Origin of the sequence: Microbulbifer sp. MI-G (assembly GCF_030440425.1) — a bacterium.
GTDB classification, from domain to species: Bacteria; Pseudomonadota; Gammaproteobacteria; order Pseudomonadales; family Cellvibrionaceae; genus Microbulbifer; species Microbulbifer spongiae.
The window spans coordinates 3,009,097-3,025,001 of record NZ_CP098023.1 but is presented as its reverse complement, the minus strand read 5'-3'; the positions used below and the strand labels follow the sequence as shown (position 1 = coordinate 3,025,001).

The following is a 15,905-nucleotide window of genomic DNA, read 5'->3' as shown; positions in this document are numbered from 1 at the left end:
CCAGCAACTACAGAATAGCTACTTATGTAAATTCAGACTAGCCATGCAAATCCTTCAATATTTCAAGAGCTTGGCCAATACTACTTCAGGCAGTGTAACCTTTTTCTGGAAATACATTTTTTACATGAAGCGTTATAGGTACAACCACACCAATAATGTATTTGGATTTTTAAAGAGAGTACAGAGGCGGCTAACATTCAACAAGAGTTTTCCGCGCCATATGGTATAGAAAATCGATGAAAACTTTCATTGTGAGTGTATTTTCATCAAACTAGTACACTCACCTCAAATCATAAACCAAAGATTAGAAAATTTGTTTCCTAACTCCAGGCATACAATCTTCATTAGAAGATTCTTAGAAAACCTCGTCTGTAGTGAGCAACGTAAGCGACACATGAACCACATTATTCAATTTGCTTTTCAGGCTGCCATGATACCCCATCCATCTATTTCGGAGGAAAGTATCATAAATCTGTATCAGTGGGACAACCATGCCGAGGCGTATGTGAAAAGACCTCAATTCAAGCGGATCTATACTCGCAAGGTCAAGTTGGCCTACAAAAACTCCTCTACTGACACATCAAGCTATCTGATCAAACTCTCTACCTGTAGATAATCATCAGAAGTAAAAACTTTGTGACATTCCTCGCATGTTGCTGAAAGTGGTCTTGTGATTAAAACGAAGATTGCTTTTATGGCAACTAGATAATATGGTGTCTGTTCTCCCTAACCCTTCAAACTCAGGAAGAATAAAATGAAAACATGGTCAAAAATTGTGGGCACTATTGTATTGATGTCCGAGGTGTCACTATCTCACGGGGCAGATACAACGGTGTTAGAAAAATTTGAATCTATTAGAGGAATAAAAAGTGCTAGTGAAGACCCTTGCGGCCAGTATGTGACCTACGAAGCACAGTGCTTTACGTTGATGTTAGAGCAGCCAGTCGATCATTTGCACCCTTTGGGCAAGCAGTTCGAACAGCGGATACGAATTATCCATCGTTCATTTGATGCGCCTATGGCTTTAAGAACCCGTGGTTATGCTCTTTATGCAGACTCTTCGCCATTCAAATATTTCCCGATTGAACCCACCGCTTTGATCGAAGGTAACTTTATTGATGTAGAGCATCGATATTTTGGTACTTCCAAGCCTGCCGATCCATTGGACTGGTCTAAGTTGACCATTAAACAGGCCGCAAACGACATACATACTATCGTTGAGAGGTTAAAAGAGCTATATAGCGGCCAGTGGATTTCTTTTGGCTACAGTAAAGGTGGTATGACCTCTACGTACTACAGAAATTTCTATCCAAACGATGTTCAAGCCACTGTAGCTTTAGCGGCACCTTTAATGTTTGGTAGGGGAGATGCTCGCCATGATATATTTCTAAGCGAGGTGGGTACAGAAGAGTGCCGTAGCAAAATTATAGATTTTCAACGCGATATTCTATCACGCCGCATAGAAATGTTAAGCGCACTAGATAATTACATAGATGGCAAATACACAGCTAATCGCTGGCCAGGAGGCACAAACCAGGCATTGGAACATGTTGTAGGTGAGTATAATTTTATCTTTTGGCAATTTAGTAATCCTTCTACAGGGTGCGAAACCATTCCTGCTGTCGGAGTTAGTGCGGAGGATGCTATTGCGCATTTAGATGCAAAAGTGGGCTTTGAGAGCTATATGGATGAAGGCCTTTCCAGCAATGAACCATACTATTGGCAACTGCTAACTCAGCTTGGGTATCCCAGCCTGTTGCTCAATCCATTATCGGGCTTACTCGAATATAACCCAGAGGATTACTTGGTCTATGCCCCTGCGGGTGTCAATGTGCCAAACCACGATTGGTGGCCAATGTCTATGATGGATATTTGGGCACGTTTCCAGGCTGAACGCGTTATGTACGTTTACGCTGACTTTGATCCTTTTAGCGCTGCCGCCTACCCGTTGCCCATGGATGCAGAAGAAAAAGAGGTATATCGATTTGATGTGTTCCAGGGGCACCATAATCTTTCGCGCATCTCTTTTTTAAGTGAAGAAGACAGGCTAATAGCTACCAATATACTTCGCGAGTGGGTAGGATTAGAGCCAACTGAGCTAGAAATAACAGTGCGTCCTAGACTGTCAGTTAACGAAACAGCACTGCCTGTGCTTCCATTAGAGCGTTAATCTTTTATATAAAAGCGGGGCCTCGGCGGAATCTGTGGGTCTGAAACCCGCTCAATAGGGGCTGCGTCGCGTAAGCGGTTTATGAACTACATGCCTCCTAGAAAGGATGCGGTTCATGTACCGCTTTCGGAATTGTCATACACTTCTATGCGGGTGACATGCCTGCCGCCTTTACGCAGATCGATATCGGCAGATGGTAATGCCAATCCTGTGGCGCATGGTTCCACTACGCTGTCACATTCGGCGATGTGATTGAACAATCGAAAATATATCAGAAGTAAACAATAAGCGTTGAGGAGACAAAGCTATGATTCAGAGTTATCAATACCTGTGAAGATTTTCAACCGATGCCGGAGGTGCCTTGTGGTGAACTGGAAGTTCTATTACACAATGTTGTGGGTGATTTTTTCTATGACAGCCTATGTAATTCCCGCTCAATCTCTTGCAACCGGTATCACAACCAAGCCAAAGGTGATTATTTTTGATGTTAATGAAACGCTTTTGGATCTCGAGCCTGTCAGGCGATCTGTTGCTAAAATTTTAGGGGAACGCGAAGATCTGCTGCCGCTGTGGTTTACAACCATGCTGCATTATTCACTAGTGGAAACCCTCAGTGATACATATCACGACTTTGGTGAAATCGGTACTGCCGCACTAATGATGGTCGCTGAAACACAGGGTATTAAGCTCACCTATGCACAAGCCAAAAATGCCATCGTCACGCCGCTGGGCTCACTGCCACCACATGCGGATGTTGCGCCTGGCTTGGCGACTTTGTCAAAGGGGGACTACAAGATCGTCAGCCTGACAAACTCCTCTTTCAAGGGGGTGGAAAAGCAGCTCAAACATGCCGGACTGAGTGATTTTTTTGACAAAAGCTACAGTGTGGAAGCCATACGGAAGTACAAACCCCATCCCGATACGTATCGACTGGTACTGAAGGACCTTGGTGTGCAGCCCGCAGAGGCCATGATGGTGGCGGCGCACGCCTGGGATTTGATGGGGGCAAAGAATGTGGGTCTGCAAACGGTTTTTGTCGCCCGCCCAGGTAAGCCACTGTATCCATTTATGTCAAAGCCCGACCATGTTGTTAAAAATTTGCAAGAGATGATAAGTATTGTCGGCATACCCGGAAAAAATTAATAGTGTAATTTTTATGCAATTGCCTCTCGAGAAACTCTGTATGCCAAAGTTGTTGATTTGCACCTATTAGCCCGGTCGTTAATTACTACCAATGAGCCGATGAAGAGTTGGTTTAGCTCCTGCCCCGCAATAGGTTTTTGGCACTGGAGCCTGGCAGAGACAACTACATCTGCTCCATCACTTCAATACCAAGCAGGTCAAGACCGGTAGCGATGGTGCGGGCTACCAGTGCACATAACTGCAGGCGGCTTTGCCGGTGTTTTTCGCCCACGCCTTCTTTCAGCACCGGACAGGCTTCGTAGAAGCGCATATAGGTACTGGCCAGCTCGTACAGGTAGGTACACAACACGTGCGGGAAGGTGTCTTTGGCCACCTGGTCCAGCACTTCACCAAACTGGGCCAGTTTGATGCCCAGGGCGCGTTCTTCCGCTGTTTCCAGCAGGATTTCGCCCTGCAGCTCGCTTGGCGCAATACCGGCTTTGCGGAAAATACTGCGCACACGGGTATAAGCATATTGCAGGTAGGGGGCGGTGTTGCCCTCGAAGCTGAGCATGGATTCCCAGTTGAAGAGGTAGTCGTTGGTGCGAGTCTTGCTCAGGTCGGCATATTTCACCGCGCCGATACCTACCTTGCGGGCGATCTCTGCACAGGTGTTTGCATCCAACTGGGGGTTTTTCCCGGCCACCAGCTTTTCCGCACGCTCCACCGCTTCGTCCAGCAGGGCTGCCAGTTTTACCGTGCCGCCGGTACGGGTTTTAAACGGCTTGCCGTCGTTGCCCATCATGGTGCCGAATGTGCAGTGCTCCAGGGCAACGGATTCCGCCACAAAACCCGCTTTGCGCGAAGCGGTGAACGCCTGTTGCAAGTGCAGGGACTGGCGCGCATCCACCACGTAGAGCATGCGATCGGCCTTGAGCTGGTTGGCGCGGTAGCGGATGGCGGCCAGGTCGGTGGTGGCGTACAGGTAACCGCCGCCTTTTTTCTGGATTATCATCGGGCTGGGGTTGCCCTCTTTATCGGCCATCTCTTCCAAAAATACCACGATGGCGCCCTGATCTTCCACGGCGATGCCGTTATCCAGCAGTTCTTTCACCAGTACCGGCAGGTCGTCGTTGTACTCGCTCTCAGCGTAAATGTCTCTGTGTTTGAGGGTGACATTCAGCCTGGAGTAGATGTCCTCGCAGTGGCTGATGGAGACAGTGATAAACTGTTTCCACAGCTTCAGGCACTGTTCGTCGCCGCCTTGCAGTTGCACCACATAATCGCGCGCGCGGTCGGCGAAGCCTTCCTCGTCGTCAAAGCGCACCTTGGCTTCCCGGTAGAAAACCTCCAGGTCGGCCAGCGCCACTTCCGCATTGCTATCGGCCAGCTTGTCGGACAGATGCGCCAGCAACATGCCGAACTGGGTGCCCCAGTCGCCCATATGGTTCTGTCGAATCACTGTGTGACCCTGGAATTCCAGCAGGCGCGCCAGGGCATCACCAATAATCGTGGTGCGCAGGTGGCCCACATGCATTTCCTTGGCCAGGTTGGGGCTGGAATAGTCGATCACCACGGTCCTTGGTTCTGCCACCGGGGCGATATTCAGGCGCTTATCCCCTTTGGCAATAGCCAGTTGCCGACCCAGCCACGGCTCACTCAGGTGAATGTTCATAAAACCGGGGCCGGCGATCTCGACCCTCTCAATCATCTCCCCCTTGTCCAGCTGCTCAAGGATCCTGCTGGCCAGCTCGCGGGGGTTGGTGCCCATGCGCTTGGCGGCGGCCATGGCACCGTTGGCCTGGTAGTCGCCAAATCCGGCTTTCTTCGCAGGTGCCACGACGGGGCCGCAGTCTTCGGGAATACCGGCGGCGATCATGGCGGCCTGGAATTGATCGGAGAGGCGTTGGCGAATATTCATAGGGGGAAACGCTGTCTTACATTCGGGGAAACGCCGAATTTTAATCGGCGCTGGCGGCTTTGCAACCAATGCTTGCGGGGGATGGTGGCCGTCTATCAGCCAAATCTCGATACAGGTGTCCAGATGCTGTGGCAGTGGATGGTATGATGCCGCCAAATGATGGAGGTAGCGTGAGTTCAAGCACTCTTTACTGGCACGATTATGAAACCTGGGGCACAGACCCGAGTGTGGACAAGCCGGCGCAGTTTGCCGGTATCCGAACCGACGAAGCACTCACGATTGTCGGCGAGCCGCTGATGCTGTACTGCCGCCCTGCGGCGGACTGCCTGCCGCAGCCCGCAGCCAGTCTGGTTACCGGCATCAGCCCCCAGAGCGCGCTGGCCAAGGGGGTGCCGGAAATTGATTTTATCCAGCGCATTCTCGCCGAGCTGGGCGCCCCGGGTACTTGCGGTGTGGGTTACAACAGCTTGCGTTTTGATGACGAAGTCACCCGCTACACGCTGTATCGCAACCTGCTCGATCCCTATGAGCGCGAGTGGCGCTGCGGCAACAGTCGCTGGGATATTATCGATATGGTGCGCCTTACCTATGCCCTGCGCCCGGAGGGTATCCAGTGGCCAAACCGGGAGGACGGCGCGCCGTCTTTTCGCCTGCAGGAGCTGACGGCTGCCAATGGTATTGCCCATGAGGGCGCCCACGATGCCCTGTCGGATGTCCACGCCACTATTGATTTGGCGCGGCTGGTGCGCAAGCAGCAGCCCAAACTGTATGATTATGTCTTCCGCCTGCGCCGCAAGCAGGCGGTGAGCAAGTTGATTGATATGCGCGAGCGCCGCCCGCTGCTGCATATCTCCGGTAAGGTTTCCGCCAGCCATGGCCATTTGACCTATGTGATGCCGCTGGCCAGTCATCCGGTGAACCGCAATGCCATTATTGCCGCCAACCTGGCCATGGACCCGGAGCCGCTGTTTAACCTGGATGCGGACGCGCTGGGGGAGCGGCTTTACACTGCCCGTGACCAGCTTGGCGAGGGCGAGCTGCCGGTGGGGCTCAAGCTGATCCACCTGAACAAGTGCCCGGTAGTGGCCCCGGCGAATATGCTCAGTGACAAGCGTGCAGGGGAGTTGGGTATTGACCGCACCGCCTGCGAGGCCAACTGGCAAAAGCTGCGCAATGTCGATCTCACAAAAAAACTGCACAAAGTGTATCTCGCTCAACATTTCCCCGAGCGCGATGTCGAGGGGGCTCTCTACAGCGGATTCCTCAGTGATGCCGACCGGGATCTGTGCCGCGAGCTGCATCGCAACCTCGCTGAGCGCGGGCCGGCGGCTCTGGCCGGCGAGGTGCCCTTCAGCGATCAGCGCCTGCCGGAATTGTTGTTCCGTCTGCGTGCGCGCAACTTCCCGGAGACCTTGTCCGACCAGGAGCAGCAGCGCTGGCAGATATGGTGCTTCCGGCGCCTGACCGAACCCGCTGCGGGGGCTTCCATTACGCTGGAGACCTACTTCCGCCAGCTCAGCGAGTTGCGCGCGCAGTATCCGGAGCGGGCTGCGCTGATCGCTGAACTGGAGAACTGGGGCGATAACCTGTTGGCTTGAAGGGGTTGATTTCCGCCAGAGGCTGTTTCCGGGCTGGGCTCTGTGACGGTGCCTGAGTAAAATCCCGCTCGCAATAATTTGGCGCCCACAAGGCACAACCCACGGAGTCATCATGGACTTTATCGGAGCCAATATTCTCTCCGTCAGCCAGTTCGAGCGCGCCGATATAGAGCGCGTTTTCGATGTGGCCGACGCTATGAACCCCTATGCCCGCCGTGAAAAAGTGACCCGGGTACTGGAGGGGGCGATCCTCGGCAATATGTTTATGGAGCCGAGCACCCGCACCCGGCTCAGCTTCGGTGCTGCCTTTAACCTGCTCGGCGGTACCGTGCGTGAAACCGTGGGCATTACCGCCAGTGCCATGGCCAAGGGGGAATCCCTATACGATACGGCGCGGGTGTTGTCAGGTTACAGCGATGTGATCTGCATGCGCCATCCGCAAGCGGGCTCTGTGGCGGAGTTTGCCGCTGCGAGCCGGGTGCCGGTGGTCAACGGTGGCGACGGTGCCAATGAACACCCGACCCAGGCACTGCTGGATCTCTATACCATCCGCAAAGAGCTGGCTGCACAGACCCGCACTTTGGACGATTTCCGAATCGCCATGATCGGCGATCTCAAGCACGGCCGCACCGTGCACTCCCTGTGCAAGCTGTTGTGTCTGTTTGGCAAGGTGCGGGTGGTGCTGGTGTCGCCACCGGAGCTGGCGATGCCGGAAGCGGTGGTGGAAAAATTGTGTGCCGCTGGTCATCGGGTGACGGTAACCGACCAGTTGGAGACTTCCATAGCAGATGTGAATATCGTTTATTCCACCCGCATTCAGGAGGAACGCTTCGCCTCCCAGGCGGAGGCCAACCTCTACCGCGGCCGCTTCCGCCTGAACCGGGAAATTTTCACCCGCTTCGCGCAGCCCAACACGGTTATTATGCATCCGCTGCCACGGGATTCCCGCGCCGAGGCCAATGAGCTGGATACCGATTTGAACGAGCATCCGAGCCTGGCCATTTTTCGCCAGACGGATAATGGCCTGTTGGTACGCATGGCGCTGTTTGCATTGCTTCTGGGGGTGGAAGGCAAGGTACACCAATACGCCCACGAAGTGCGCTGGCACAGTCGCCGCAATCCAGTATTACCGTAACGGAATTTGTTTCCGGATTCTATCGCGTATTTCTGTTAACCTGATGACATGGGCCCGACTTCAACGGGCTTTGGTTGTTGTGGCAGGGGTCAAGCGCAGCCCTTCCGCGCCGGTGCTGCCTGTGCCGGCCGGGCCGCCTGCGCAATCGCATCCGGGGAAGCTGCATGTTGCACCAGATTTCGCCTGCGGTATTCTTGCGCAGTGTCGCCACCCTGGCGCTGTTTCTCGCTCTATTGGTTGCCGGAAGTAGCGCTCAGGAGGAACCCTTTCCCCACGTTGCCCTGATGTCAATCAGCGGCGCTATAGGCCCCGCCACCACCGATTACTTTACACGCGCGACGGAGGAGGCACAGGCGCGCGGCGCGCAACTTATTCTTGTACATATCGATACCCCGGGCGGTCTCGATGCCGCTTCCCGCGATATTATCCAGCATATCCTCTCCTCCCCGATCCCTGTTGCCACCTATGTGTACCCCTCCGGCGCGCGCGCTGCCAGTGCCGGTACCTATATCCTCTATGCCAGCCAAATCGCAGCGATGGCCCCGGCCACCACCCTGGGAGCTGCAACGCCGGTGCAGATCGGTGGGCCTCCGGGAACACCCACTCCGGGTGGGAAACCCGCGGAGCGTGAACAACCACAGGAGAAGGAAAAGGAGCGGGAAAACGGCGAAGACAGTGAGGGGGACAAGGAGGAGAAGCCGCTGAGCGGCACTGCCATGGAGCGCAAGGTGATCAATGATTCCGTGGCCTTTATCCGGGGTCTGGCGCAGCGCCACGGGCGCAACGCCGATTGGGCGGAGAAAGCTGTGCGCGAGGCGGCGACCCTGACTGCCCCTGAGGCACTGGAAATGCATGTGATCGATATTGTGGCCAAGAACGATCAGGATTTGTTGCAGCAGATTGCAGGGCGCACAGTACTGCTCGATGCCGGAGAGGAGACGATTTCCTCTGATGTGGCCGAACTGCCTATTGAAAGCTATGAACCGGACTGGCGCAATGAGTTGCTGGCGCTGATTACCAATCCACAAGTGGCCTATATCCTGCTGTTGATCGGTATCTATGGCCTGATTTTTGAGGGCTACAGTCCCGGTGCCTTTGTACCGGGCATTGTCGGGGTCATCTGCCTGTTGTTGGCATTTTATGCCCTGCAGGTATTGCCGGTGAACTACGCTGGCCTGGCATTGATCATTGTCGGGGCTCTGCTGATTGTGGCGGAGCTCTTTATGCCGAGTTTTGGCGCCCTGGGTATAGGCGGGGTCATTGCGTTGGTGATTGGTTCTGTCATGTTGATTGACACCGATGTGCCGGGCATGCAGGTGTCCCGCAAGCTGATTGGTGCGATTGCCGGCGTGAGCGGGCTGTTTCTGCTGATTTTTTTAATGGCGGTGCGCAGGAGTCTGCGCAAACCGCGGGTTCCCATAGAGCAGGCACTGGTGGGGCGCACAGCGGTGGTCAGTGATGTGCAGCCGTTGGAAATCCTCGTGCATCTGGATGGGGAAATTTGGCGGGCAAAGAGTGAGGATAGCCTGGTGCCCGGTCAGCAGGTGCGCGTTATCGCCCAACAGGGTTTACTGCTGTCTGTGGAAGCCTGTTAGACAATTTTCTGTAGTAGAGATTCGGCGGGCAAGTCTTCCCATAAGAGCGGCAATGGGATAGTGAATGGCGCGCCGGTTCCATAGAGAGGCGCCTGGTTGCGGTCTGTCCGTTGGTGTCTGCTGAGTTCGATGAGAAAACATAGGGAGATATAAAATGGTCAGCTATTTTATTGGGCTGCTGGCATTGGCAGTGGTACTGCTGTTGATGTATGCCATCCGCATTTTGCGGGAGTATGAACGGGCAGTGGTGTTTTTTCTCGGTCGTTTCCAAACGGTCAAGGGGCCGGGCCTGATCATTATTATCCCCATTATCCAGACCATGGAGCGGGTGGATTTGCGCACTGTGGTGATGGATGTGCCCACCCAGGATGTCATCAGTCGCGATAACGTTTCGGTGAAAGTGAATGCTGTGGTGTACTACCGGGTGATCAATCCGCAGTCTGCCATTATCAATGTGGAGTACTATCACGAAGCGGTAAGCCAGCTGTCTCAGACAACCCTGCGTTCGGTGCTGGGCAAACACGAACTGGATGAAATGCTGTCCGAACGGGACAAGCTGAATGTGGATATACAGAATATTCTGGATGAGCAGACAGATGCCTGGGGGGTTAAGGTCACCAATGTGGAGATCAAGCATATTGATCTCGATGAAAGCATGGTGCGCGCGATAGCCCAGCAGGCAGAGGCCGAGCGCGCGCGGCGGGCCAAGGTCATCCATGCGGAAGGGGAGGCCCAGGCCGCGCTGAAACTCACCGAAGCGGCCGATCAACTGTCTAAGAATGCCAATGCGATTACCCTGCGCTATATGCAGACCATGATCGATATTGCCGGGGCGAACAACAGTTCCACACTGGTGTTCCCCCTGCCGCTGGATCTGATTGAACCGCTTTTGAAACGCGGGAGGGCGTCCGGCACTTAGTGCGGTCAACCTGCAGTCTTCACGTACCGGGTGGCCCGGTACGAAAGAGCTTGGATTCAGGAAGCCGTATTCCACCTACGGCTTTTTTTGTATCTTTTGGATCGGTAAAACCTGCTTACAACAGCTTTTCCATCAGGCTGCGGGTTGAACTGTCCCAGTCCTCGGGCACCGCGCCACCGGCGGCACTGTGGATTTTTGAGCTCAGTTGTTTGCCCAGTTCCACCCCCCACTGATCAAAGGGATTGATACCCAGCAGGCAGCCGCCCACATAGACCTTGTGCTCGTAAAGCGCCAGCAGGGCTCCCAGGTGGTGGGGGTCCAACTTTTCCAGAATCAGGGTGTTGCTGGGGCGGTTGCCCGGAATCACCTTGTGGGGCGCCAGGGCGTGGGCCTCGCGGTGGGTATAACCGGCCTCCTCCAGTTCCTGGCGGGCCTGGTGCAGGGACTTCCCTTGCAAGAGGGCCTGGCTCTGGCTGATACAACAGGCCAGCAGCCAGCGGTGTTGCGCGTGCAATTGCGAGGTTGGAGCCTTGACGGCAATAAAATCCGCGGGGATCAGATCGGTCCCCTGATGCAGCAACTGGTGGAAGGAGTGCTGTCCGTTGCTGCCCTCTGTGCCCCAGATCACGCTCCCGCTGGGGTAGTCCAGAGCCCGCCCGCTTCTATCCACACTTTTACCCAGGCTCTCCATGTCCAGCTGCTGCAGCCAGGCGGGGAACCTGGCCAGTCGCTGTGCATAGGGAAGCACCACCTGGCTGCCCGTGTGCCAGCACTGGCGGTACCAGAAGTGGACAAGTGCCATGACCACCGGCAGATTGTGTTTCAGTGGCGTGGTGGCAAAGTGCTGGTCCATTGCGTGAGCGCCCTGCAGTAACTGCTCGAAGACCTCGTAACCGCAGGCCAATACGATCGGCAGTCCGATCGCGGACCAGAGCGAATAACGCCCGCCTACCCAGCTCCACATGGGAAAAATATTCTCGGGAGCGATCCCGAAATCCTGGGCGGCAACCACATTGCTGCTCACCGCAACAAAGTGTTTGGCGAGTTGCTTTTCGGTGCAGCCACCGGCCAGAATCCAGCGGCGCGCGGACAGGGCATTCTCGCGGGTTTCCAGGGTGGAAAAAGACTTCGAGGCCACAATAAACAGGGTTTCCTGTGGGTGCAGATTCACGAGGGTATCGTCCAGATCGGCACCGTCAATATTCGCCACAAAATGTACCTGGAGATGCGCTTTGTGCCACGGGTGCAGCGCCTCCACCACCATGCGCGGGCCGAGATCGGAGCCGCCGATGCCGATATGGACAATATGGCGAATGGGGTTGCCGTTAAAACCCCGCCAGGTTTGCTGGTGGATGCTCTCGGAGAACTGTCGCATTTGTGTGCGGCAATCCTCCACGGCGCGCTCGTGTTCGGTTTGCGGCTGCCCCTGAAAGCGCAGGGCGGTGTGCAGGGCCGGACGATGCTCGGTATTGTTGACAATGGCTCCACTGAGCAGCGCGGCGATTTGATCGTTTAACTGCTGGTCTGCGGCGTAATCCAGCAATAGTTGCAGAGTATCCCTGCGCAAATGGTTTTTACTGTAGTCCAGGTAGATCCCTGCAGCTTCCAGGCTAAAGTGTGCAGCGCGGTCTGGGTCGGTGGAGAAAAGCTTGCGCAGGGACCACTTGTGTTGTTCGTAATGGGATCGCAACTGTCGTATGTCTGTGGCGCGATTCAGCGCCAGGCTTTCACTTGTCATGGCAATGGGTGGTTAACTCTGTCAGCGGTTTCTTATCGCGGATATCAAGCCGGCAAAAACTGTAGGGGTTGTTTCTTAAAAGGGGCGCCAATGCTAACGCACTTCCCGGGCCGGTACAGGGCCTGAGAGGCTACAGTATATTACAGAAGATGGCACCCGCGATTGTCGCCTATAAAATATCTGCGCAACGGTGCGAAATGGCTTTAAAGCCAAAAGCCCATGTCAGCCTGTAGCAGCGCGTGCCGGTATGGCATTATCCTGACGGTCCGTTTGCTGGCTGGGGTAATAAGAGTGGTTTGCTCAAAAGACAAATGCCGCTTGAGAAAGCGGCATCTGGCGGTGATTCATACTAAATAGTGCTTGCGGGGCCTGTGTATCAAAGCGCCCCGTTAAGGCCAAAACCGTATTTAGTATGAATCACCACACTGGTTCTGCTTGAAAGTGATCTTACTTCACCACTTTCATGCAGCGTACTCTGTCTGAAGCCATCCAGCAGTCAGCATCTGCAGGGCAGGCCATTGAAAGAGGAATTTGTTCAGCGCCCGGAGGGCAGTAAGCTGGAGGTGCCGGTGGGCTACAGCAACCTGCCAGAACCAGTGCACTGATAATTCCGATTAAGTACTTGGCTGGAGTGAAATTCATCCCCTAACTCCTTTCCGTTGATGTTAGCCATTAGCATAGCCAATAAAACGTCATCTGTTGGTCAGCTTTGTAAAATGCTCTACAAAGATACCGTCTGATGAAGTGTAATAGGCGCAGGGTTTAAATAGCTGCCAGGGGCAAAGTCTGGAAAAAAGCTGTGCCAGTTTATTGCGCTTTGGTGCGGAAAAAACCGGTTTTTTCCCTTTTTTTGGCATTGGAATTTATTTTTTGCCCGTGATGTCGGATTTTTTTACCGTTTGAAAGTCATGGGTATTGTTCACACTTTCAAGTTGCCGGGCCAATTGAAAGTGCCTGACGATCCGGCTTTTGGATTTGTAACGGCTTGGGCTCGAAGGGCGAGTGGCTTATGGATGTTCGATAGTGGATCTCAGTATCGGTTTGACCGCAAGTCAGCCTGTGTGCCAGGTGCGGTGGGTTGCTGGATGGCTTGCAGCTATACGGGCTTGCGGTCGGGGCCATAGAAAACCCGCGATCTTTTCATTGGGGGGAGCCGTGCAGAAAACGGCCAAATGTCTGTGCCAGCAGTGCATTTCGTCCCGGATCGCGCAAAACCGTCAGTAAAGATGCCCGCACTTGCGGTATAAACAGCAAGTCTGAGAGCAACCGGTTGAAGGTTTCCTGATTTTCCGTATGCGCCAGTGCGTTTAACCAGAGTCTGGCCAGCGCGGGGTTTTCCAGGTCTGTTACACAGCAACTGCCAATGGTGGCAAGCAACTGGACACTTTGAGCGGTGCTGGGGTCTTGCAGCAGTTGCAGAAGCAATGCGTGCCGCAACGCTTTTGCCGGCGAGTGGGAACAGGCGCGTACGGCAGCGGTAATCACCGCGCAGTCCGGGGTATCGCTGTGCAGGGTGGATACAGCACGGGTTTTGATGGTTTCTGCCAGCCGGTGATCGATCCTCTCATTTTCTAGACATACACAGAGGTGGATAAATACCGGGGAGGCAATGCGGGCGATCTGGGGCAGCAGCAACGCTTTTTCCTTCTTCCAGCGCACCGCCAAATCGGCAATCCCCTGTAACGCCAGAGTGTCCCAGCGGCAGACTTTTGGTGCGCGGATATAGTCGAGGACCGGCCCGTAGTGTGCGCTTGCCGGTCTTTTTAGCAACATCCCCGTTCGGGCATGAAATACTGCCCGGCGCTCCATGGAGGGGGTGTACAGGAGCCCGCTGCGTTTCAGCAACTGGTCCAACTGCTCCGCCGCTTCGCATTGGATGCCGCAGTTGAGTTCCAGGGTCATTGCGTGTAACAGGTGGTCCCGTGCCGCGAGTTGCAGTTTGCCCTGTTCATCCAGAGGGAAACGCAGAAACCAGACAGCGGCTTCACCACCCGCTACCGGTCGCATTAACAGGCCGGTCCAGGCCTGGCGCAGGTAGGGGTGGGGCCAGGGTGCCCGCCCCGCCTCAAATGCCTCGGCAGCGGACTCGGACAATGCCTGCAGACGCCGGCCCAGGTCGAACCAGTGCAATTGGAAACCGGCCCCTTCAATCAGGGCGGTGAGGGTGCCCGGGGCTTTCACGGGTAATCGCTGTGCATTGTTCAGGAGGCGCTGGCCGTCATCGAGATTGGCATCTGCTTGAAGTGCAGCCAGCCGTAGGCGATCGCCAGCAATGGGCAAATGATGTTAAAAAGGGCATAGGGCAGGTATTCAATAGTGGCGATGCCCAGTGTGGCGGCCATATAGGCCCCGCAGGTATTCCAGGGGATCAGCACCGAGGTGATGGTGCCCGAGTCCTCCAGGGTGCGCGACAGGTTCAGCCCGTGCAGCCCCTTTTCGGCAAAGGCGTCGCGGAACATGCGGCCGGGGATTATGATCGCCATATACTGGTCACCGGCCGCGGCATTCATGCCAAAGCAGGTCAGCACGGTGGCGGTCACCAGCCCTCCCAGGGTTTTCACATGTGACAGAGTCCAGTTGATCAGTACCTGCAGGAATCCGGCACGTTCCATGGCGCCGCCAAAGGCCATAGCGGAAATGATCAGCCACACGGTGTTTAGCATGCTGCTCATGCCGCCCTTGGACAGCAGGTCCGCCACGTTTTCGTTGCTGGAGGTGGATTTATAACCATCGAACAGGCTGTACCAGATGCCTTTCAGGGAGGCCAGGGCACCTTCACCACCGCCCAGGCGGCGGGCACTTTCCGGCTCGAAAATCAGCGCGATAATACAACCCACCAGGGCGCCGACGATCAGCGTCGGATAGGCGGGTACCTTGCGCCAGGCCATGCCCAGTAACAGCACCAGCGGCAACAGGCTGATGAGGGAAATATTGAATTCGGTTCCCAAAGCGGCCAGCAGCAACTCGATATCGGTGGCGGAAGCCTTGCCGGCTCCGGCAGTCAAGCCGATAAAGGCGAATACCGCAAGGGCAATCACAAATGCCGGGATGGTAGTGGACATCATATGGCGGATATGCCGGAACAGGTCGTTGGAGGTAACTGCTGCGGCGACGTTGGTGGTGTCGGACAGCGGCGACATCTTGTCGCCGAAGTAGGCTCCGGAGATAACCGCGCCGGCGGTCACTTCTGGAGACAGGCCCAGGGCCCCGGCGATCCCCATCAGGGCAACCCCGAGAGTGCCGGCGGTGGTCCAACTGGAGCCGATACTGAGTCCAACCACTGCGCAGATTATGCAGCTGGCAGCGTAGAACCACTGGGGTGAGAGTATCTGTACCCCGTAATAGATCATGGAGGGTACGGTACCGGCAAGAATCCAGCTGCCGATCAGGGCGCCCACCGCCAGCAGAATCAGGATTGCGCCGAATACCAGGCCGATGCCATGCAGCATGCCCCCTTCCATGTCACTCCAACTGTGCCCGTTTTTCATGCCCATCAGCGCGACCACGCCGGCACACAGCAGCAGGGCGATCTGGTTGGGTCCGTAAGAGGAGTCGGCGCCGTAAAGGTAAACGGACAGGGACAAGAGGGCGATCAGGACCCCCAGGGGAATCACTGCATCCAGCAGGCTGGGGGTGCGCGGCTCGGAATTGGGACTGGCTTGAGACAAGGTGTACTCCTGCTTGACTGCGAGGCTGGTGCCGTCATT

The 15,905-nt window shown here is 55.1% G+C and carries 10 protein-coding genes; 6 read left to right on the top strand and 4 right to left on the bottom strand.

Features of this window, described 5'->3' with window-relative positions:
- Positions 1-754: 754 nt before the first annotated feature.
- Both M8T91_RS12650 and M8T91_RS12645 read left to right on the top strand, forming a co-directional pair.
- Positions 755-2,170 carry a S28 family serine protease gene (locus tag M8T91_RS12650; protein WP_301414525.1) on the top strand — a complete coding sequence of 472 codons (1,416 nt, stop codon included), beginning with the start codon at positions 755-757 and terminating at the stop codon, positions 2,168-2,170.
- Positions 2,171-2,533: 363 nt separating this feature from the next.
- A complete protein-coding gene (locus M8T91_RS12645) occupies positions 2,534-3,313 on the top strand; it encodes a haloacid dehalogenase type II (protein WP_301414524.1) in 780 nt (259 codons plus the stop codon).
- A 163-nt stretch (positions 3,314-3,476) separates the two neighbouring features.
- On the opposite strand, the gene argS is transcribed toward M8T91_RS12645, so the two are convergent.
- On the bottom strand, positions 3,477-5,213 hold the full coding sequence (argS, locus tag M8T91_RS12640; RefSeq protein ID WP_301414523.1) for an arginine--tRNA ligase: 1,737 nt from the start codon (positions 5,211-5,213) through the stop codon (positions 3,477-3,479).
- A 146-nt stretch (positions 5,214-5,359) separates the two neighbouring features.
- Between argS and sbcB the strand changes: the two genes are divergently transcribed.
- From sbcB to M8T91_RS12620, 4 genes are all read left to right on the top strand, one after another.
- Positions 5,360-6,811 carry an exodeoxyribonuclease I gene (sbcB, locus tag M8T91_RS12635; protein WP_436970334.1) on the top strand — a complete coding sequence of 484 codons (1,452 nt, stop codon included), beginning with the start codon at positions 5,360-5,362 and terminating at the stop codon, positions 6,809-6,811.
- Between the two features lie 112 nt (positions 6,812-6,923).
- Positions 6,924-7,946, top strand: coding sequence for an aspartate carbamoyltransferase (locus M8T91_RS12630; RefSeq protein ID WP_301414521.1), 1,023 nt, complete (start codon positions 6,924-6,926; stop codon positions 7,944-7,946).
- Between the two features lie 164 nt (positions 7,947-8,110).
- A complete protein-coding gene (locus tag M8T91_RS12625; protein WP_301414519.1) occupies positions 8,111-9,541 on the top strand; it encodes an NfeD family protein in 1,431 nt (476 codons plus the stop codon).
- Positions 9,542-9,695: 154 nt separating this feature from the next.
- Complete coding sequence (locus M8T91_RS12620; protein WP_301414518.1) at positions 9,696-10,460, top strand: slipin family protein; 765 nt, start codon at positions 9,696-9,698, stop codon at positions 10,458-10,460.
- 115 nt (positions 10,461-10,575) lie between these two features.
- On the opposite strand, the gene pgi is transcribed toward M8T91_RS12620, so the two are convergent.
- From pgi to nhaC, 3 genes are all read right to left on the bottom strand, one after another.
- Positions 10,576-12,198: a glucose-6-phosphate isomerase gene (gene pgi / locus M8T91_RS12615; RefSeq protein ID WP_301414517.1), complete on the bottom strand. Its 1,623-nt coding sequence runs from the start codon at positions 12,196-12,198 to the stop codon at positions 10,576-10,578.
- Positions 12,199-13,338: 1,140 nt separating this feature from the next.
- Positions 13,339-14,379 carry a DUF3549 family protein gene (locus M8T91_RS12610; RefSeq protein ID WP_301414516.1) on the bottom strand — a complete coding sequence of 347 codons (1,041 nt, stop codon included), beginning with the start codon at positions 14,377-14,379 and terminating at the stop codon, positions 13,339-13,341.
- A gap of 20 nt (positions 14,380-14,399) precedes the next feature.
- Positions 14,400-15,866 (bottom strand): Na+/H+ antiporter NhaC, encoded by a 1,467-nt coding sequence (gene nhaC, locus M8T91_RS12605; protein WP_301414515.1) that lies wholly within the window; start codon positions 15,864-15,866, stop codon positions 14,400-14,402.
- Between the last annotated feature and the right edge of the window lie 39 nt (positions 15,867-15,905).